The sequence below is a fragment of the Citrobacter sp. Cpo100 genome, from assembly GCF_030332595.1.
In the GTDB taxonomy this organism is placed as follows: Bacteria; Pseudomonadota; Gammaproteobacteria; order Enterobacterales; family Enterobacteriaceae; genus Citrobacter; species Citrobacter portucalensis.
The window spans coordinates 130,794-149,927 of sequence record NZ_JAOWHM010000023.1 but is presented as its reverse complement, the minus strand read 5'-3'; the positions used below and the strand labels follow the sequence as shown (position 1 = coordinate 149,927).

Below are 19,134 nucleotides of genomic sequence, written 5' to 3'. Positions count from 1 at the left end.
CTCTTTTACTCCTGATTATTTCGCGGACTGACGGTATTGCTCAATTAACTCGATAAAGTGGTCGAACAACGGTGCAGCGTCGTGCGGACCCGGACTCGCTTCAGGGTGCCCCTGGAAGCTAAACGCCGGTTTATCGGTACGATGAATCCCCTGCAAGGTGCCGTCGAACAGTGACTTGTGGGTCACGCGCAGGTTGGCAGGCATGGAGGCTTCATCTACAGCAAAACCGTGGTTCTGTGCGGTGATCATCACGGTATTGTTATCAATATCTTTTACCGGATGGTTACCGCCGTGGTGGCCAAACTTCATCTTAATGGTCTTCGCACCGCTCGCCAGCGCCAGCAACTGATGGCCGAGGCAGATGCCAAATACCGGAATATCGGTTTCGAGGAATTTCTGAATCGCGGTAATTGCGTAGTCGCACGGTGCCGGGTCGCCAGGGCCGTTGGACAGGAAAATACCGTCCGGATTCATCTTCAGAACGTCTTCTGCTGAGGTTTTCGCCGGTACAACCGTCAGGCGGCAGCCGCGGTCCGCTAACATACGCAGAATGTTACGTTTGGCGCCGAAATCGTAAGCCACAACGTGGAACGGCATTTCATCGGCAGATTTCGCTTCCGGCAGGTCACCGGCTAGCGTCCAGCTCCCCTGCGTCCAACTATAAGGCTCCGCGGTGGTCACTTCTTTCGCCAGATCCATACCGTTCAGGCCTGGGAAAGCTTTTGCTTTTTCCAGTGCCAGCGCCGCATCCGGGTTATCGCCCACGATGATGCAGCCGTTCTGTGCGCCCTTTTCACGCAGCAAACGCGTCAGCTTACGGGTATCGATATCAGCAATCGCCACAATGTTATGGCGCTTGAGGTAAGAAGAGAGGTCTTCAGTATCGCGGAAGTTGCTGGCAATCAGCGGCAGGTCGCGGATGACCAGGCCTTGCGCATGTACCTGAGAAGATTCTGCATCGGCTTCATTGGTGCCGACATTACCGATATGAGGATAAGTAAGAGTGACGATTTGGCGGGAATAGGAAGGATCAGTGAGGATTTCTTGATAACCGGTCATTGAAGTATTGAAAACGACTTCCCCAACCGCCGAACCTGTTGCCCCTATGGCCCGACCGTGAAACTGGGTTCCGTCTTCCAGAACCAATAGCGCTGACTTAATCAAAACACCCTCCAGAGAATATTCACTCACTTTATTTGCATATTAATTCATTAACACCTCATGAATCAATGCAAATTTGCTTACCTTGGATTTCTGGCAAACGGCGGCATTCTAGAGATAGCTCACACAAAAGTCTACCCAAAAGGGCTTTTTTTATTATTATTTTGCGCCACTGGGATAAAACACACGATTTAACAGGCAAAAAGATCAGCTAACTCAGGGTGGAAAACGCTTGCGGCAGACAAAGAGTGTAAAAACAGAATGCGGGAGAGAAAAAAGTGGACCATTTGGTCAAAATTTACATTGAGATAACAGAATTACCCAACAAAACATAGACAAATAACCAATTAAAAGAAAAAACACATTCAGAAGCCAAAAATAAAAGGGCAATAAAATATTGCCCTATGTAATCAAATAATTATGATTACAATAACCACATCACGAAGGGTAATGAAAGCTATAAACTGCGTAAATCAAGCACATCTTTCATGTCAAAAAGACCATTTGACTTTGATTTTAGCCAAATTGCCGAACGCACTGCGCCATTGGCAAAAGTCATGCGGCTGGACGCTTTATGCGTGATCTCAATACGCTCGCCAATATCAGCAAACATCGCGGTATGCTCACCGACGATATCCCCCGCCCGCACCGTGGCAAAACCGATCGTGCCCGGTACGCGCTCGCCGGTGTAACCTTCACGCGAATAGACGGCACACTCTTTTAAATCCTTATCCAGCGCCCCGGCAATCGCCTCGCCCATCGCCAGCGCAGTGCCTGACGGCGCATCAACTTTATGGCGGTGGTGAGCTTCAATAATCTCAATATCGGTGTAATCACCCATCACTTTCGCCGCCTTCTCCAGCAGCTTAAGCATGACATTGACGCCAACGCTAAAGTTCGCGGCGAAAACGATAGCAATCTCCTGCGCGGCATCGCGAATAGCCTGTTTACCTGCGTCATCAAAGCCGGTGGTGCCAATCACCATCCCTTTACCGTGCTGGCGGCAAAACGCCAGATGCGCCAGCGTGCCTTCCGGGCGGGTAAAATCGATGAAAACATCGAAATCATCTTTCACCGCGTCAAGGCTGCTTTGCACGGTAACGCCCGTTTTTCCGGCCCCCGCTAATTCTCCGGCATCGCTTCCCAGTAAGGACGAGCCTTCGCGCTCTAACGCGGCACCCAATTGAACACCTTCCATCGCCATGGCGGCCTGGATTAACTGCCGTCCCATGCGGCCACCGGCGCCGGCAATGGCGACACGGATTTGTGCTTCATGCATAGCTATTCTCTTTTATAAAAATTGCGTAAACCGTTTTCAGAGTAACCAGCGCGCCCGGAGGCCGCTAGCTGAAAACACCCATAATTAGAATTTAATGATAAACAGAGGGGAATATCAGTAAAAGACATGATTCATCCCGCAGGATGAATCATTGCTGGAGTACAGGAAAGAAGTCAAACTTACTCAGTATGGCGCAAAATGATGGGAAAACGACGGAAATACGAGCAGAAATCAGCCAGTCTGCGTAGATATTTTCGCGAGTGTGGTTTTATGGCACGAGCGTGTAGTTGACGATCATTTGCCCTTTTTTCATCTTCACCTGAGTAATCGTCACCGGTCCAATCTCAGAGAGATGGGCAACATGCGTCCCTCCGCAGGGATAAGCGAGGAGATGACCAAATCCAACCTGCCGCAACCCGTCGGTGAATATCACTTGTCTGGCGAGATTGTCTGCCTGCCAAGCGTTAATTTTCTCCTGCAGCGATAGCGTATCCGGTAACGTACCGTTTTCACCGGCGGCGAAAGTAATGCGCCCCTCATTGGGCCAATGGTGTGCTTTCACCGGGAGCCAGCCGAACGCTGTACCCGCCAGGCCGATAAGATGTCCTGCCGAGTGCAGGCGGGCGTGCAGTTGACGCAGCGCGGCATCCACACGCAGGTTCACGATACCGGGGAGGAGCGGTTTTGCCACAATGTGCACCACATCGTCACCGCGCGCGAGGACTGTTTCAACCCGCTCACCATCAATCCAGCCCGCATCCGCAGGCTGCCCGCCTCCCTGCGGGTGAAAAAGGGTTCTATCCAGTACCACCGCGTACCGTCCATCCGGCTCAGCCGAGCAACTCAGTAAGTTAGCCTGGCCTTCAGTGTTATCGCTGGTGTAATAAAGACGTTCAGTCATGATTGCTCTCCTATTGATGGGAAGAGTATATTCACTTTACTGACGGCGATAATCCTGAGCTGGTTCAATGCATCTTTGCCTGGTACGCACAAATGAACCCTAATCTTCTTCCCGACCTTGCCACCTTTGTGTTGATTATCGACCAGGGGAGCTTCTCCGCCGCCGCCAAAGCCTCGGGTGCTACGCCTTCCGCTATTAGCCGCAGCGCTTCACGCCTCGAGAAGGCGTTGGGCAGTAAGCTGCTGCACCGTACGACGCGCAAGCTGGCGCTCAGCGAAACGGGCAAAATTGTGTATGCACACGCGCAGGAAATGCTGCATGCGGCACAAATGGCCGTCGACTCAGGCAGCAGTCGACAAACCATCGCGCAAGGGCAACTGACCCTCAGCGTGCCGAAAGCGGTGGGGCGATTTGTCATTCATCCACTGATGGCCGAATTCTTTACGCGCTACCCGCAAGTGGACGTCTGCCTTCGGCTGGAAGACCGGTATATGGATTTAATCGACGACGGCGTCGACCTTGCACTGCGCATCAGTCAGTCGCCTTCCCCGGGCCTGTACGGGAAACCGCTGATGCCGGTCAGCCATGTGATATGCGCAACCCCCGAATACTTACGCAAGCACGGTACGCCCGAGCACCCGCAGGCACTGCGCGAGCATAGCTGTATCAGTCTTGGCGAGACACCTGCGGATTCACGTTGGAAGTTTCGACGCGGTGAGCGCATGGAGACCATTCAGACTCATGGCCGCTACGCCGCCAACCACACCGGTGTACGCCTGGACGCGGTAAAAAAGGATCTGGGAATCGGCAGCCTGCCACTGTTCACCGCCAGCGAGGCACTCGCCAATGGCGAGATTGTCCAGGTACTGCCAGAATGGGAATTTATCAGCGACTACAGCGGGGAACTGTGGCTGCTATGGACGCGCAATCAACATATGCCCGCCAGAATGCGGGCGATGATTGATTATCTCAGCGAGAAGGTGCCGTTGCACAACACCTGATTACAGTGCGCGGGCAAATACCTCTGCCACCCACTGCTGGAAACCTTCAACGTTCAGGCCCAGCGCAACCTGCGCATTTGCCGGATGCCCCAAGCGTCCTTCAATGTCCACTACCGTCGTACCCGAGGTATATTCGCCCTGGGTTTCAACCGCCACGAAACACGACTGCAGGGTAAACAGTTCCGGGCGCACCAGCCAGGCAATGGCACACAGATCGTGCATTCGCAGCCCCGTATTCATGCTGCCGCTACGGTAATGGCTAAACAGTGCATGCAGCATTTTTCCCGTCTGGTTAAGTTGAGGCAACGTCGCCAGATAGTCTGGGGCGAGCATGGCCTGATTGGTCACATCCAGCCCACACATCACAATCTCCAGCCCACTCTGGAAGACTTTCGCTGCGGCCTCGGGATCGATAGCAATATTAAACTCGGCGTTGGGTGTGAAGTTCCCGCGCCCGGCAGAGCCGCCCATAATCACCAGACGGTGAATGTTAAATACGCATTCAGGATAATGGGTCAGCAGCAGCGCAATGTTGGTCAGCGGGCCAATCGCCACCAGCGTCACGGGCTGCGGGGCATGCATCAGCGCATCGCGAATCGCCTGGAAGGCGGGTTTTGCCATCGCCTGGCGGTCGTGTTCGACAAATTCATACCCTTCCATACCGGACTCGCCGTGCACGGAAGCGGCATCACGCAGTGGCCGCACCAGCGGCATTGATGCTCCCTGCGCCAGCGGAACATCCGCATTCCAGAAGTGCAGCAGTTGCAACGCATTACGGGTGGTTTTCTCCACCGACACATTGCCTGCTACCGTGGTCATCAGTTGCAGATCCAGCTCAGGGGCAAACAGCGCGGCGGCAATGGCGGCGGCATCATCAATGCCGGGATCGGTATCAAGAATGATCGGTAAGCGCATGGTTTCTCCATAAAAAAATGCCAGACGTTAAGTCTGGCATCTTCTCATAATCGTAACCGGAAAGACTTACTCTACTTCACGAACATCCACACGCAGCTCTTTCGGCACTTCGAAAACGATGTTCTCTTCGCGGCCTTCCAGTGGGATCGCTTCCCCACCACCAAGCTCTTGCAGGCGAGCAATCACGTTTTGCACCAGGATATCCGGCGCCGAGGCTCCGGCCGTCACGCCCACACACTTCGCTTCTTTCACCCACGCTTCCTGAATGTCGGTCGCATCGTCAATCAAATACGCCGCTTTCCCCATTCGCTGGGCCAGTTCAGCCAGACGGTTGGAGTTAGAGGAGTTCTTAGAGCCGACCACCAGCACAACATCAGCCTGTTCCGCCAGCGCGCGAACCGCTTCCTGACGGTTGGTGGTGGCATAACAGATATCGTCTTTGCGCGGCCCGACAATTTTCGGGAAGCGTTGACGCAGTGCATCAATAACGTCAGAAGTGTCGTCAACGGAAAGCGTTGTCTGCGTCATGAAGGATAATTTGCCTTCATTTTTCACATTCAGTTTCAGCACATCATCTGGTGATTCAACCAGATACATTCCCCCTTGCGGGTTGCTGTACTGGCCCATCGTGCCTTCGACTTCCGGGTGCCCGGCGTGACCAATCAGAATGGATTCTTCGCCACGACGACTGGCACGGGCAACTTCCATATGCACTTTCGTTACCAGCGGGCAGGTCGCATCAAAAACCGTGAGGTCACGGCCTTTGGCTTCGTTACGCACCGCCTGAGATACGCCATGAGCGGAGAAAATCAGGATCGCGCCATCCGGCACTTCGCTGATTTGCTCGATAAAAATAGCGCCGCGCTCGCGCAGGCTATCCACCACATAGCGGTTATGCACCACCTCGTGACGGACATAAATCGGTGCGCCATAAATAGCCAGCGCGTTTTCCACAATGCTGATAGCGCGGTCTACGCCAGCGCAAAAACCGCGCGGGTTGGCCAACAGGATCTGCATTTTACGCCTCCAGTGCCGGTTCGACTTCCAGCACTTCAATATCAAAATGAACGGTATGCCCGGCCAGCGGATGGTTGAAATCAACCGTGATCGAATCACCGTTGATTTCGCGGATCACGCCAGGCATCTCACTGCCGTCCATTGCGGTAAAGAGCATGATAGCGCCAATTTCTGGCTCGCCCGCGTCCATAAACTCCCGACGCGAGAAATACTGAATTAAGTCCGGACTTGACACGCCAAAGGCGGCATCCGGTTCCAGAGCAAAAGTGGTTTTATCACCTTCTTTTAGCCCCAGCAGGTGTTGTTCCAGTCCTTCAGACAGAGAACCGTCGCCCAGGCGAAACAGCGCAGGCTTGCCGTTATTGCGGGTTGACTCTGCGGTTGAGCCATCGTCGAGCTTAAGGGTGAAGTGCACCAGCACCGCACTGTTACTCTGTACTGATTTAGACATGCAGGTTGCTCTTTAAAATTGCTGCCGCCTGTTTGCCCGGTGGCGATACGCTTACCGGGCCAACAAGGATCGCAGTATATTGTAGGCCGGATTAGCATAGCGCCATCCGGCATTTTTTTATGCGGCTTTTTTCTCTTTCGACGGCAGGAAGCCTTCGAGAACAATCAATGCCGCGCCGATACAGATAGCAGTATCGGCCAGATTGAAGGTCGCGAAATGCCAGTCGCCGACGTAAAAGTCAATCATATCAACCACGAAGCCGTGCCACAGGCGGTCGAACAAGTTGCCCAGTGCACCGCCAATGATTAACGCATACGCGATGTTGTTCAGCTTCTGCGTCGCCTTCGAGCGATACATCATCACCATCAGGATGACGCAAATACCGATGGCGATTCCGGCAAAGAACCAACGTTGCCAGCCGCCGCTGTCGGCTAAGAAGCTAAACGCCGCACCATAGTTACGCGCGTAGTGCAGATTAAGCGACGGAAACAGCGACACCGTATCCCCCAGAGCAAAGTTCTGGAGGATCAGGTATTTGCTGCCTAAATCGATAATCAGCACGACTACCACCAGCCACAGCCAGCGTAGTCCTGTTGAACAAAGAGGCTTACTCATCAGGCAAACTTACGTTGTTCGCCATCACCGGCGATGTTGCTGACACAGCGTCCGCAGATATCTGCATGTTCCGCCACCTGGCCGACGTCGGTAGTGTAATGCCAGCAGCGCGGGCATTTCTCACCTTCGGCTTTGCTCAGTACGATTTTCAGACCTTTGAGCAGTTCGCTCTGCTGAGCATCAGCAGGAGCCGCTGCATAATCCGCAACCGTCGCACCAGAGGTCAGCAGTACAAAACGCAACTCTTCGCCCAGCGCGGTCAGTTTCGCCGCCAGCTCAGGTTCAGCGTACAGGGTCACTGCCGCTTCCAGAGAACCGCCGACTTTCTTATCCGCACGCGCCTGTTCGATGACTTTGTTCACTTCGCCACGCACTTTCAACAGCTCGTCCCAGAAGGCATCGTTCATCGCTTCGGTTTCGCCTAAGCCAAACAGACCTTCGTACCATTCACCGGTAAAGACATACTTCTCACGATCGCCCGGCAGGTAGCCCCAGATTTCATCGGCGGTGAAGGACATGATCGGCGCCATCCAACGAACTAGCGCTTCAGCGATATGGAACAGCGCTGTCTGGCAGCTACGACGCGCCACGCTATCCGCTTTCGCGGTGTACTGACGGTCTTTGATGATGTCGAGGTAGAACGAACCCATTTCGACGGAGCAGAAGCGCATCAGGCGCTGTACCACTTCGTGGAAGTCATAGGCTTCATAGGCTTTCAGGATTTCGTCCTGCGCCGCTTGCGCACAACCTACCGCCCACCTGTCCAGCACCACCATCTCTTCCGGTTTCACCATGTCTTTAACCGGATCGAACCCATTCAGGTTCGCCAGCAGGAAGCGCGCGGTGTTACGGATACGACGATAGCTGTCGGCAGCACGTTTCAGAATTTCGTCAGAAACGGCCATTTCACCGGTATAGTCGGTTGAAGCCACCCACAGACGCAGAATATCCGCGCCCAGTTTGTTCATCACATCCTGCGGAGAAACGGTGTTACCGATAGACTTGGACATCTTACGGCCCTGACCATCAACGGTGAAACCGTGAGTCAGTACCTGGCGATAAGGTGCTTTGCCTTTCATGGCGGTGGAGATCATCAGAGATGACATGAACCAGCCACGGTGCTGGTCAGAGCCTTCCAGATACATATCTGCCGCATGGCCTACAAACTCAGGACGTACGTCCACGACGGAGGAGTGGGTTGAACCAGAGTCGAACCACACGTCCAGCGTATCCGGGACTTTGACATACTGGTCAGCTTCGTCGCCGAGGATATCTTTCGGATCGAGATCCCACCACGCCTGGATGCCGTCAACTTCAACGCGTTTAGCCACTTCTTCCATCAGTTCGATAGCGCGCGGGTGCAGCTCTTCGGTGTCTTTGTGAACAAACAGAGACATCGGCACACCCCACGTACGCTGACGGGAGATACACCAGTCAGGACGGTTAGCAACCATCGATTCAATACGCGCCTGGCCCCAGTCCGGGATCCACTGCACGCCTTTGATCTCTTTCAGCGACTGTGCGCGCAGGCCTTTTTGATCCATGCTGACGAACCACTGTGGGGTCGCGCGGAAGATGATCGGTGACTTGTGACGCCAGCAGCATGGGTAGCTGTGCTGCATCTTCTCAACGTGCAGCAGCGCGCCTTTTTCGCTCAGCAGCGCAACGATTTTGTCGTTGGCCTTAAAGACGTTCACGCCGTCCAGATCCGGATAAGTACCCGCCAGGTATGCGCCGTCCGGGCCAACCGGGTTAGCGATTTCCAGACCGTATTTCTGGCTGATGACGTAGTCATCCGGACCGTGACCGCCAGCGGTATGAACCGCACCGGTACCCGCATCCAGCGTAACGTGATCGCCAAGGATAGCCGGCACATCAAAGCCCATAAACGGATGGGTAAAGCGCAGCAGTTCCAGCTCAGCGCCTTTAACGGTGCCGAGAATGGTGTATTCAGCCGCGCCAATACGCTGCATAACACTTTCAACCAGATCTTTCGCCAGAATCACAGCCTGGCCGTCAATCTGCACCAGCGCATAGTCAAAATCAGGTGCCAGAGAGATTGCGCGGTTCGCCGGTAACGTCCACGGGGTAGTGGTCCAGATAACCAGAGAGATCGGGCCGTTGACGTCAGAAACGCCAAATTTCGCTTTCACCGCATCCTGATCGGCGGCGTGGAACGCCACGTCGATGGACGGGGAGGTTTTGTCATAATACTCAACTTCCGCTTCCGCCAGCGCGGAACGGCAGTCAACGCACCAGTGCACCGGCTTCGCACCTTTGTGCAGGTGACCGTTGCCGATGATTTTACCCAGCGCACGAATGATGTTGGCTTCGGTTTTGAAGTCCATGGTCAGGTACGGATGCGACCAGTCACCCAGTACGCCAAGACGGATAAAGTCTTTACGCTGACCGTCAACCTGGGTCGCTGCGTATTCGCGGCACTTGGCACGGAACTCAGCGGCGGTAAACTTCTCGCCCGGTTTGCCGTATTCCTGCTCTACTTTCAGCTCGATCGGCAGACCGTGGCAGTCCCAGCCCGGAACGTAAGGCGAGTCATAACCCGTGAGTCCTTTGGACTTCACGATAATGTCTTTCAGAATCTTGTTAACCGAGTGACCAATATGAATGCTGCCATTCGCATAAGGAGGGCCATCATGCAGAATGAAGGTTTTTTTGCCTTTTTTGGCCGCACGAATGATGCCGTACAGGTCATCATCAGTCCAACGCGCCAGCATTCCCGGTTCGCGCTTGGCGAGATCGCCGCGCATCGGGAACCCTGTTTCCGGCAAATTCAGGGTTGATTTATAGTCACTCATCAGATTCTCGGTTCCGTATTTAAAACTCGTATAGGCATTAAGCCGGTTTTGTTAGCCCAAAAAATTCACGGGCAGTCAACTCATCACGCGCAATCTGCGCTTTTAGTTCATCCAGCGAGGCAAATCGCTGTTCGCTGCGTATTTTTTTACGCAGTACTACATCTATATGGCGACCATACAGGTCCATTACAACGTCCAATAGATGCACTTCCAACTGTTGGCGTACGCCTGCTACCGTCGGGCGGGTGCCGATGTTGGCGACGCCGGGCAACGGTTTATCGCCCAGTCCCATCACTTCAACCGCATAAACCCCTTTCACCGGAGAAACCTGGCGACGCAGCGGTAAGTTTGCCGTCGGAAAACCGATGGTGCGCCCTAATTCATCACCGTGAACGACACGTCCTGAGATAGTAAAAGGATGCCCAAGCAGGCTTTCGGCCAGTTGCAGGTTATCTTCTGCCAGCGCCTGACGTACCGCGGTGCTGCTAATGCGCACACCGCCTTCGCAGAAGGTTTGGGTGCTGGTGATATCAAAACCATACTCAGCGCCCGCTTCCTGTAATAACAAGAAATCGCCCGCACGGCTAGCGCCAAAGCGGAAATCATCACCAACGGCAAGAAATTGTACACCAAGGCGCTTAACCAGCAGATCGCTGATGAAGGTCTGCGCCGTTAATGCCGCAAAGCGCCTGTCAAAACGCACGCACAGCACGTAGTCCACGCCGCATTCCGCCAGATAACGCAGTTTTTCGCGCAGGCGAGTGAGGCGCGCAGGTGACTTGTCGGTCGCAAACAGCTCCAGCGGCTGCGGCTCGAAAATCATCACCATCACCGGTAAATTGCGTTTGCGCCCTTCTTCCCGTAAACCCTGCAGCAACGCACGGTGGCCACGGTGCACGCCGTCGAAATTACCAATAGTCAGCACACACCCATGCGGGGCCTGACTGAGATTATGTATGCCTCGTATCAGCTTCATGTCTGGCTCAAAACAGTGAAAATCGTGAAAGTATACCCTGTACCGCGGTCAACGTTAACCGGCGATTGTTTCTACGAAACAGAAAGAGGATTGTTTTCATTGTTATGAAACAAATTGCAGACCTTCACGGGCACGCCAATGCAATTTTTCTCGTGGAAAAGCTGTATTCACGCCACGCAAGCTGGTAGAATCCTGCGCCATCACTACGCAACGAGTGCTGCAATTTAAACGGCGCTTATTTGCACAAATCCATTGACAAAAGAAGGCTAAAAGGGCATATTCCTCGGCCTTTGAATTGTCCATATAGAACACATTTGGGAGTTGGACCTTGGCTAATATCAAATCAGCTAAGAAGCGCGCCGTTCAGTCTGAAAAGGCCCGCAAGCACAACGCTAGCCGTCGCTCTATGATGCGTACTTTCATCAAGAAAGTATACGCAGCTATCGAAGCTGGCGACAAAGCTACTGCACTGAAAGCATTTAACGAAATGCAACCAATCGTGGACCGTCAGGCTGCTAAAGGTCTGATCCACAAAAACAAAGCTGCACGTCATAAAGCAAACCTGACTGCACAGATCAACAAACTGGCTTAATCGCCTGCTTGTTGTCGCTTTGTGAAAAACCCGCGCAAGCGGGTTTTTTTATGCCTGCTATCTGACGTTTTTCTCTTTAGCCACTGATGTTGTTCTCGCTCGTTCACACTCTTCCTGACCAGCCTGTTTTTTCAGCTATCCCTTCCTCAGTCGCGTCGCGTAATACGTGAAAGTTATTTTCTTTCACTGTTTTCCTTTTTTTATTTCATTATTAAAAAAACTGTGACCACCTTAGCAAATAGAAACATCGTTCATTCAAAAACGAATAAACGCAATCCTGATGTAAGATTTGATAATTGATTGCCGCGGTAGGGTTAACTACTTTTCATGTACACCTTACTCACTCATTTTAATCTGAGGTTAAATTCAGTAACGACATAAAAAATAATATTTAAAACTTGCTTGGAAAGTAGAAGCTGTTTTTCTGGGCGTATCGTTCCAGTATCGGAGTTATTATTATGAGTTCTGTTATTGAGGATACCCAGTCATGCGGGTCAACATCATTATCTTTACTACAGCGTATTAGCTACGGCTCTTTGGATGTGGCGGGTAATCTGCTGTATTGTTTCGGTTCAACTTACATTTTATATTTCTACACAGACGTTGCAGGTATTAGCCTCGCCGTAGCAGGCGTCATCCTGCTGCTGGCGCGTATTGTCGATGGCATAGACGCCCCCATATGGGGGATCATCATCGATAAAACGCGTTCGCGTTACGGTAAATGCCGCCCCTGGTTTTTATGGTTGCCATTACCTTTTGCCGTATTCAGCGCCCTGTCATTTTGGTCTCCTGATATCAGTATGACCGGAAAAGCTATCTATGCAGCAATATCTTATATGATTGCCAGCATTCTATTTACCGGACTTAATACACCGCTCAGTGCAATATTACCCCTGATGACCTTATCTCCTAAGGAAAGACTGGTTTTAAATTCCTGGCGAATGACCGGTGGGCAAATTGGGGTTTTATTAATGAATGCGACCGCACTGCCGTTAGTTGCTTTTTTAGGTAACGGAAATGATCATGCGGGTTTTATTTATACGGCGATTATATTTGCCGTAATATCCTGTTCGTTAACGCTTTTCGCCTTTAAAAATATCCGAGAAATGAATACGGATAAAATTCAGCAAGAACCTAAATTGCCGATGAAAAAGAGTTTTGCGGCAATGAAAGGCAACTGGCCATGGATCCTGATGGTGCTGGCAAACCTGATCTTCTGGATTGCCCTACAACAACGCTCCACAACGATTGTCTACTATCTTACCTACAACCTCGACCGCAAAGATCTGGTTCCGCTGATTAACAGCCTGGCGACAATTCAGATCCTGTTTATCATCGCTATCCCCTTCTTTAGCAAATACCTGGCTAAAACGTGGATATGGGTAGGCGGTCTGCTGGTCGCCACGCTTGGCGGCATCATGATGTGGCTGGCAGCGGACAACATTCCTTTTCTCATCGCCGCCTGGGTACTCGGCAATATCGGCAGCGGTATCGCCTGCTCAATGCCGTTTGCCATGCTGGGCTTCGCAGTCGACTTCGGCGCATGGAAGACGGGTATTAAGGCTACCGGCATTCTTATCGCCTTCGGCAGCACCTTCTGCATCAAGATGGGTAGTGGCCTCGGTACCGCTTTCGCTGCCTGGATCATGAACAGTTTTGGCTATGTCCCCAACCATGCCCAGAGTGCTGCGGGTCTGGAGGGAATTACCTGGGCCTTTATCTGGGCACCCGCCCTACTCTTCGCGCTCGCAGCGATCCCACTACTTTTCTTTCGTAAATACGAAGCGATGGAAGAGAAGATTCGCCACGATCTGGAAACCATCAACTAAAAACGATCTTTACCTTCACCCTCGAAATATGGGAGGCACCACCATGCCATTTATGCAACATGACCCGCGTCGCCTGGTCTGGCAGCAAAACGATCGCTATTTATGGATTGAACCCTGGGGCGAGAACAGCCTGCGCGTACGCAGTGGCCGTCATCTGCCGGTAATGAGAAATGAAGACTGGGCATTGACTGAGCCAGTCGCAGAAAGCCACTGCCACATTGATTATGAGCACCACCAGGCGACGCTGACCAACGGCAAAATTATCGCTATCGTCAATCAAAAAGGACAAGTTACCTTTTACCGCCATCCACACAAACCTCTGTTGCAGGAGTTCTGGCGCCTGCGGGGCGAAATTGGCGAGGATGAATCTTCTCACGGCCAGTACGTCAGCGCACTCAACCTTGAAGGGCGCGAATTCCGACCTATTCAGGGTGGGAAATATTCACTTAAAGCCCGCTTCGAAGCCACCGAAGGGGAAAAAATTTATGGTATGGGGCAGTATCAACAGGCTAACCTGGATCTCAAAGGATGCGTTCTTGAGCTGGCGCAACGTAACTCCCAGGCCTCAGTACCGTTTATGCTCTCCAGTCTGGGCTACGGATTTTTATGGAACAACCCGGCAGTCGGGCGCGTAACCTTTGCCCACAACGTTACCGAATGGGAAGCACAGGTCAGCGAACAGCTGGACTACTGGATCACGGCTGGCGATACCCCAGCAGAAATTAGCCGGGCATATGCGCTGGCTACCGGCACACCGCCGATGATGCCGGACTACGCCATGGGCTTCTGGCAGTGCAAACTCCGCTATCGTACGCAGGCAGAGCTGCTGGAGGTTGCCCGCGAATATAAGCGCCGCAATCTGCCCATCTCGGTGATCGTTATCGACTTCTTTCACTGGCCGAATCAGGGTGACTGGATGTTCGATGCGCGCGACTGGCCCGACCCTGATGCCATGATTGCCGAGCTGAAATCGCTGGAAATTGAGCTGATGGTCTCCGTCTGGCCGACGGTGGATAACCGCACAGAAAGCTATCGGGAGATGCGCGAAAACGGCTGGCTGGTACAAACGGAACGTGGCTTGCCGATCAATATGGATTTCCTCGGCAACACCACTTTCTTTGATGCTACCCATCCGGGTGCGCGGGACTACGTCTGGGGCAAAGCCAAACGCAACTATTATGATAAGGGCGTGAAGCTATTCTGGTTAGACGAAGCCGAACCTGAGTTCAGCGTTTATGACTATGACAACTATCGCTACCATGCCGGGCCGGTACTGGAAGTGGGCAATATCTACCCGCGAATGTACGCCAAAACCTTTTTTGATGGTATGAAAGCCGATGGTGAAGACAAGGTTATCAACCTGCTACGCTGCGCCTGGGCCGGCAGTCAAAAGTATGGCGCACTGGTCTGGTCAGGTGATATTCACTCCTCGTTTAGATCGCTACGCAACCAGTTTGCCGCCGGACTCAATATGGGAATCGCGGGGATACCGTGGTGGACGACGGATATCGGTGGTTTTCATGGCGGTAATATTCACGACCCACATTTCCATGAACTGCTGATCCGCTGGTTCCAGTGGGGCGTATTTAGCCCGGTGATGCGTCTGCACGGCAACCGCGATCCGCAGATTTTACCGGAACAACCGTACCGGGATGGTATCGCCCAGTGTCCTACCGGTGCACCGAACGAAGTCTGGAGCTACGGTGAGGACGTGTGCGACGTACTGACGGGTTGCCTGGCGTTGCGAGAGAAACTGAAGCCCTATATCAAAGCGCTGATGGAGGAAACCCATAAGCACAATACGCCAGTGATGCGCCCCCTGTTTTTTGATTTCCCCGAACAGGAAACAAGTTGGGCAATCACTGACCAGTACTGTTTTGGTCCTGACCTGCTGATTGCCCCCGTAATGCATGAAGGTATGCGCGAACGTGATATCTGGCTACCGGAAGGGGAAACATGGACGGATCTTACGACCGGCGAGAGTTATTCGGGAGGGCAAACGTTGCACTATGCCGCGCCATTGAACAAAATTCCGGTATTTATCCGCGAAGGTGGGCAGTATCGTAGCTTATTGAGGCTATAGCATGAAACCGGCTGCGGGTGAGTACCGCAGCCGGGAGTATTACGGTAAGTATGTCTACTGTAGCTTGAACAATGCCGAGTAGTCCGCATTGCAAATACGCTGCACCGCCGGATGCTGGATCATTCTTTCCGCAAATATGGCGTGATACTCTTCCATCACATTTTCTACGCGTCCAATTTCAACAATAGAATCATCGGCATAGAAATTGTGCGAATACAGCGTAGGTGCAACAAAAATAGCATTATGCGTTGCCCCAAACGCTTTCATCAGCGCAGCGTCATCAAACTCACCGAGGATTTCGACATTCAATCCTTGTGAGTTGATCCAGTTCAGCAGCTTACGTCCGAGCATCGAACGGCGCCCTGGGATCAGCAACCGACGCTCTTCAAGACAGGCCGGGAATGGTTTCTCAGGCAGCGGTTTGGTGCACCAAAAACTCACGCTGCATTCGCCTATCCGCACTGAGAACAACCCTTCCTGCTGCGTTGAATCAATCGGACAGTCGGAGATAATCATATCCAGCTTATGCTGGCTGAGTTGATCCAACAGCATCTCGTGCGTTGACTCAAAACAACGCAGATGGATTTGTTCATCTTCAACCACAGCGGCATCCAGTACGCTGCTGACCAACTGCTTCGATAGCGCATCCGCCACGCCGACATCGAACAGCAAATTAGACTCTTTGCGGTAGTTCACGATATCCAGCATTTCCTGGCTTAAGGTGAACATCTTATCCGCGTAACGAAAAACCAATTCGCCTAACTCACTGGGCTCCAGCCCACGCCCCTTCCGCTTAAACAATTTTCCCTGTAAGCGTTCCTCAAGCGCTTTAATCTGCCCGGTAATGGTCTGCGGTGTCAGATAAAGCGCTTCTGCTGCACCAACCACTGACCCTTCTTTATAGACATGCCAAAAGTAGTACAGATGGTTGTAATTTATATGAGACATACTCTCTCCCTGAAAATTGTCACGAAAGGGTTATCCCGTCAGGCTGATGCGTTCAACCGGGCACGTAACCAGCAGTAACCTATCACTGCCGACAACAAGGAGCCGATCAGGATCCCCAGTTTTGCCCAGTTAATCAGCTCAGGATCGACGTTGCCAAACGCCAGGCTGGCAATAAAAATCGACATCGTAAAGCCAATGCCGCAAAGAATACCGACCGCCATAATCTGCTGGAAATTCGTTCCTTCCGGCAATTGCGCCACCTTGAGGCGTAACGCCAGCCAGCAAAACAGACTGATACCCAACGGTTTGCCGATCAACAAACCCGCAATGATCCCCAGCGGTAACACCGAGGTCAGTCCATCAATAGTGACGCCCTGCAGTGAAACACCCGCGTTGGCGAAAGCAAACAGTGGCAGGATCAGGTATGCCACCCATGGATGCAGAACATGCTCCAATCGCTTCGCCGGTGAACGCCCGTGTTTTTCCTTCAATGGAATGAAGAAGCCCACAATCACGCCCGCCAGCGTTGCATGCACGCCAGACTTCAGTACGGCAGTCCACAGCACCACGCCGACCAGAATATAAATACCGGTGCGTCTCACTCCGCACAGATTCAATCCTGCCAAAACAAGGATTGCGCACGCGGCAACGCCCAGCGACAGCAGCGAGAGATCGCTGGTATAGAACAGTGCGATGATTACGATAGCGCCGAGGTCATCAATAATCGCCAGCGCCATCAGGAAGATTTTCAACGCCAGTGGTACACGACTGCCCAACAACGCCAGCACACCTAACGCAAAAGCGATATCCGTTGCCGCCGGGATCGCCCACCCTTCACGGGTGATGGGATCGGCATAGTTGAATGCCAGGTACAGCAGCGCCGGGACAATCATGCCCCCGATAGCAGCAATGATCGGGAACGCCGCCTGACGCAGACTGGCCAGCGAACCTTGCATTAACTCGCGCTTTACTTCCAGACCAATCAACAGGAAGAACACCGCCATCAACGCGTCGTTGATCCACAGCAGCATATTTTTGTTGATCTCAAGCGCGCCAACCCGCAGTTGAACGGGCGTTTCCAAAAAGGCGTGGTACCATCCACTGGTAACCCCGATATTTGCCATCAGCATAGCGACCACGGCTGCGATGATCAGAATGATGCCCCCCGAGGCGTCACTACTAAAAAAACGATGCAGATGTTTCACTTTTATTCTCTCTATTGGGTGAATACTTCGTAAATACTATCTTACACCCTCAAAAAGCTCGTTAAAATTAGATTATTCATGATGGATAAATCGGTTTTTACGATCTATACAGAGTAAGTCGATAAAGATTTTCCGAGCGGAAAACAGAAATAAAAAAGCCTGAGACTTTTCAGTCCCAGGCTTTTTATTCGAGATAAAACTGCGAATTAGCGAGTCAGATCGTCAAAGAACTTCTTCACACCGTCGAAGAAACTTTTGGAGCGCGGACTGTTTTGTTCGCCGGTCGGGCCGCCAAAGCTGTCCTGCAGATCTTTGAGCAGTTGCTTCTGCTTGTCGTTCAGGCCCACTGGGGTTTCAACCACCACGCGGCACAGCAGGTCGCCCTGAGCGCCACCGCGTACAGACTTGACGCCCTTTCCACGCATGCGGAAAAGTTTGCCAGTTTGCGTTTCGCCCGGAATTTTTAGCTTCACGCGACCGTCCAGCGTTGGGACTTCAATCTCGCCGCCCAGCGCAGCCATCGCAAAGTTAATCGGTACTTCGCAGTACAGGTTATTGCCTTCACGTTCGAAAATTGGGTGCTGTTTTACCTGCACCTGAACGTACAAATCACCTGCTGGCGCACCATGTTCACCGGCTTCACCTTCGCCCGCTAAACGAATGCGGTCGCCGGTATCAACCCCTGCCGGGATCTTAACGGACAGCGTTTTGCTTTTCTCAACACGACCATGACCGTGGCATTTGTTGCACGGATCTTTGATCAGCGTACCGCGGCCCTGACAGTGTGGACAGGTCTGTTGTACGGCAAAAAAGCCCTGACGCATCTGTACCTGACCAGAACCGTGACAGGTTGGGCAGGTCTGTGGCTGAGTACCTGCCTTCGCACCGCTACCGTGGCAGACGTCACACTCTTCCAGAGTCGGAATACGGATCTCTTTGGTGACGCCACGCACGGCTTCTTCCAGAGTGAGATCCATGTTGTAACGTAAATCAGCACCACGTGAGGCGCGCTGACGACCACGACCGCCGCCAAAGATATCGCCAAACACGTCACCAAAGATATCGCTGAAGTCAGCCCCGCCGCCAAAACCGCCGCCGCCGCCCATGCCGCCTTGCTCAAACGCAGCATGACCGTACTGATCGTAAGCCGCACGTTTTTGCGCATCGGTCAGGATTTCGTACGCTTCTTTGATCTCTTTAAACTTGGCTTCGGCCTCTTTATCACCCTGGTTGCGGTCCGGGTGAAATTTCATGGCCAGGCGCTTGTAGGCCTTTTTGATTTCACGCTCTTCCGCTGACTTGGAAACGCCTAAAATCTCGTAATAGTCTTGCTTAGCCATCTCTT

The 19,134-nt window shown here is 52.6% G+C and carries 16 protein-coding genes and 1 pseudogene; 4 read left to right on the top strand and 13 right to left on the bottom strand.

The features are described 5' to 3' along the window. Positions 1–15: 15 nt before the first annotated feature. The 3 genes from carA to OGX96_RS01880 form a co-directional block, all read right to left on the bottom strand. Positions 16–1,164 (bottom strand): glutamine-hydrolyzing carbamoyl-phosphate synthase small subunit, encoded by a 1,149-nt coding sequence (gene carA / locus OGX96_RS01890; RefSeq protein WP_137377559.1) that lies wholly within the window; start codon positions 1,162–1,164, stop codon positions 16–18. A 454-nt stretch (positions 1,165–1,618) separates the two neighbouring features. Then, the gene (dapB, locus tag OGX96_RS01885) at positions 1,619–2,440 is read right to left on the bottom strand and encodes a 4-hydroxy-tetrahydrodipicolinate reductase (protein ID WP_008786159.1); all 822 of its coding nucleotides are present in this window, start codon (positions 2,438–2,440) and stop codon (positions 1,619–1,621) included. Between the two features lie 268 nt (positions 2,441–2,708). Then, positions 2,709–3,341 carry an alanyl-tRNA editing protein gene (locus OGX96_RS01880; protein ID WP_286582115.1) on the bottom strand — a complete coding sequence of 211 codons (633 nt, stop codon included), beginning with the start codon at positions 3,339–3,341 and terminating at the stop codon, positions 2,709–2,711. A 92-nt stretch (positions 3,342–3,433) separates the two neighbouring features. Between OGX96_RS01880 and OGX96_RS01875 the strand changes: the two genes are divergently transcribed. Further along, positions 3,434–4,342, top strand: a complete 909-nt coding sequence (locus OGX96_RS01875) for a LysR family transcriptional regulator (RefSeq protein ID WP_032942336.1) — start codon at positions 3,434–3,436, stop codon at positions 4,340–4,342. Here the strand turns inward: OGX96_RS01875 and rihC are convergent, their stop codons facing one another. The 7 genes and pseudogenes from rihC to OGX96_RS01840 all read right to left on the bottom strand — a co-directional run bounded on the left by rihC (position 4,343) and on the right by OGX96_RS01840 (position 11,355). Next, positions 4,343–5,257, bottom strand: a complete 915-nt coding sequence (gene rihC, locus OGX96_RS01870; RefSeq protein WP_125362749.1) for a ribonucleoside hydrolase RihC — start codon at positions 5,255–5,257, stop codon at positions 4,343–4,345. A gap of 66 nt (positions 5,258–5,323) precedes the next feature. Further along, positions 5,324–6,274 (bottom strand): 4-hydroxy-3-methylbut-2-enyl diphosphate reductase, encoded by a 951-nt coding sequence (gene ispH, locus OGX96_RS01865; RefSeq protein WP_003018925.1) that lies wholly within the window; start codon positions 6,272–6,274, stop codon positions 5,324–5,326. A gap of 1 nt (position 6,275) precedes the next feature. Further along, the gene (gene fkpB, locus OGX96_RS01860; protein ID WP_003018929.1) at positions 6,276–6,725 is read right to left on the bottom strand and encodes an FKBP-type peptidyl-prolyl cis-trans isomerase; all 450 of its coding nucleotides are present in this window, start codon (positions 6,723–6,725) and stop codon (positions 6,276–6,278) included. A 117-nt stretch (positions 6,726–6,842) separates the two neighbouring features. Continuing rightward, on the bottom strand, positions 6,843–7,340 hold the full coding sequence (gene lspA, locus OGX96_RS01855; RefSeq protein ID WP_003018932.1) for a signal peptidase II: 498 nt from the start codon (positions 7,338–7,340) through the stop codon (positions 6,843–6,845). Continuing rightward, on the bottom strand, positions 7,340–10,156 hold the full coding sequence (gene ileS / locus OGX96_RS01850) for an isoleucine--tRNA ligase (protein ID WP_286582112.1): 2,817 nt from the start codon (positions 10,154–10,156) through the stop codon (positions 7,340–7,342). The genes lspA and ileS overlap by 1 nt, the downstream gene beginning before the upstream one ends. A 37-nt stretch (positions 10,157–10,193) precedes the next feature. Further along, complete coding sequence (gene ribF, locus OGX96_RS01845; RefSeq protein ID WP_003829725.1) at positions 10,194–11,132, bottom strand: bifunctional riboflavin kinase/FAD synthetase; 939 nt, start codon at positions 11,130–11,132, stop codon at positions 10,194–10,196. A 7-nt stretch (positions 11,133–11,139) separates the two neighbouring features. Beyond that, a pseudogene (locus tag OGX96_RS01840) lies at positions 11,140–11,355 on the bottom strand (DUF2575 domain-containing protein). A gap of 105 nt (positions 11,356–11,460) precedes the next feature. Here OGX96_RS01840 and rpsT point away from each other — a divergent pair. From rpsT to OGX96_RS01825, 3 genes are all read left to right on the top strand, one after another. Then, positions 11,461–11,724 carry a 30S ribosomal protein S20 gene (rpsT, locus tag OGX96_RS01835; RefSeq protein WP_003018940.1) on the top strand — a complete coding sequence of 88 codons (264 nt, stop codon included), beginning with the start codon at positions 11,461–11,463 and terminating at the stop codon, positions 11,722–11,724. A gap of 458 nt (positions 11,725–12,182) precedes the next feature. Continuing rightward, positions 12,183–13,553 carry an MFS transporter gene (locus OGX96_RS01830; RefSeq protein WP_048236162.1) on the top strand — a complete coding sequence of 457 codons (1,371 nt, stop codon included), beginning with the start codon at positions 12,183–12,185 and terminating at the stop codon, positions 13,551–13,553. Between the two features lie 43 nt (positions 13,554–13,596). Beyond that, entirely contained in the window at positions 13,597–15,636 is a 2,040-nt protein-coding gene (locus tag OGX96_RS01825; protein WP_286582110.1) for a glycoside hydrolase family 31 protein, read from the top strand. Between the two features lie 54 nt (positions 15,637–15,690). Here the strand turns inward: OGX96_RS01825 and nhaR are convergent, their stop codons facing one another. From nhaR to dnaJ, 3 genes are all read right to left on the bottom strand, one after another. Beyond that, positions 15,691–16,584: a transcriptional activator NhaR gene (gene nhaR, locus OGX96_RS01820; protein ID WP_275259848.1), complete on the bottom strand. Its 894-nt coding sequence runs from the start codon at positions 16,582–16,584 to the stop codon at positions 15,691–15,693. 38 nt (positions 16,585–16,622) lie between these two features. Next, entirely contained in the window at positions 16,623–17,789 is a 1,167-nt protein-coding gene (gene nhaA, locus OGX96_RS01815; RefSeq protein ID WP_137378059.1) for a Na+/H+ antiporter NhaA, read from the bottom strand. A 206-nt stretch (positions 17,790–17,995) separates the two neighbouring features. Continuing rightward, positions 17,996–19,129 carry a molecular chaperone DnaJ gene (dnaJ, locus tag OGX96_RS01810; protein ID WP_003829737.1) on the bottom strand — a complete coding sequence of 378 codons (1,134 nt, stop codon included), beginning with the start codon at positions 19,127–19,129 and terminating at the stop codon, positions 17,996–17,998. Positions 19,130–19,134 lie beyond the last annotated feature (5 nt).

Excerpts from the sequence above, each read along its gene's own strand:
- dapB (WP_008786159.1), bottom strand. The coding sequence starts at position 2,440 with ATGCATGAAGCACAAATCCGTGTCGCCATTGCCGGCGCCGGTGGCCGC.
- OGX96_RS01880 (WP_286582115.1), bottom strand. The coding sequence starts at position 3,341 with ATGACTGAACGTCTTTATTACACCAGCGATAACACTGAAGGCCAGGCT.
- OGX96_RS01875 (WP_032942336.1), top strand. The coding sequence starts at position 3,434 with ATGAACCCTAATCTTCTTCCCGACCTTGCCACCTTTGTGTTGATTATC.
- rihC (WP_125362749.1), bottom strand. The coding sequence starts at position 5,257 with ATGCGCTTACCGATCATTCTTGATACCGATCCCGGCATTGATGATGCC.
- ispH (WP_003018925.1), bottom strand. The coding sequence starts at position 6,274 with ATGCAGATCCTGTTGGCCAACCCGCGCGGTTTTTGCGCTGGCGTAGAC.
- fkpB (WP_003018929.1), bottom strand. The coding sequence starts at position 6,725 with ATGTCTAAATCAGTACAGAGTAACAGTGCGGTGCTGGTGCACTTCACC.
- lspA (WP_003018932.1), bottom strand. The coding sequence starts at position 7,340 with ATGAGTAAGCCTCTTTGTTCAACAGGACTACGCTGGCTGTGGCTGGTG.
- ileS (WP_286582112.1), bottom strand. The coding sequence starts at position 10,156 with ATGAGTGACTATAAATCAACCCTGAATTTGCCGGAAACAGGGTTCCCG.
- ribF (WP_003829725.1), bottom strand. The coding sequence starts at position 11,132 with ATGAAGCTGATACGAGGCATACATAATCTCAGTCAGGCCCCGCATGGG.
- OGX96_RS01830 (WP_048236162.1), top strand. The coding sequence starts at position 12,183 with ATGAGTTCTGTTATTGAGGATACCCAGTCATGCGGGTCAACATCATTA.
- OGX96_RS01825 (WP_286582110.1), top strand. The coding sequence starts at position 13,597 with ATGCCATTTATGCAACATGACCCGCGTCGCCTGGTCTGGCAGCAAAAC.
- nhaR (WP_275259848.1), bottom strand. The coding sequence starts at position 16,584 with ATGTCTCATATAAATTACAACCATCTGTACTACTTTTGGCATGTCTAT.
- dnaJ (WP_003829737.1), bottom strand. The coding sequence starts at position 19,129 with ATGGCTAAGCAAGACTATTACGAGATTTTAGGCGTTTCCAAGTCAGCG.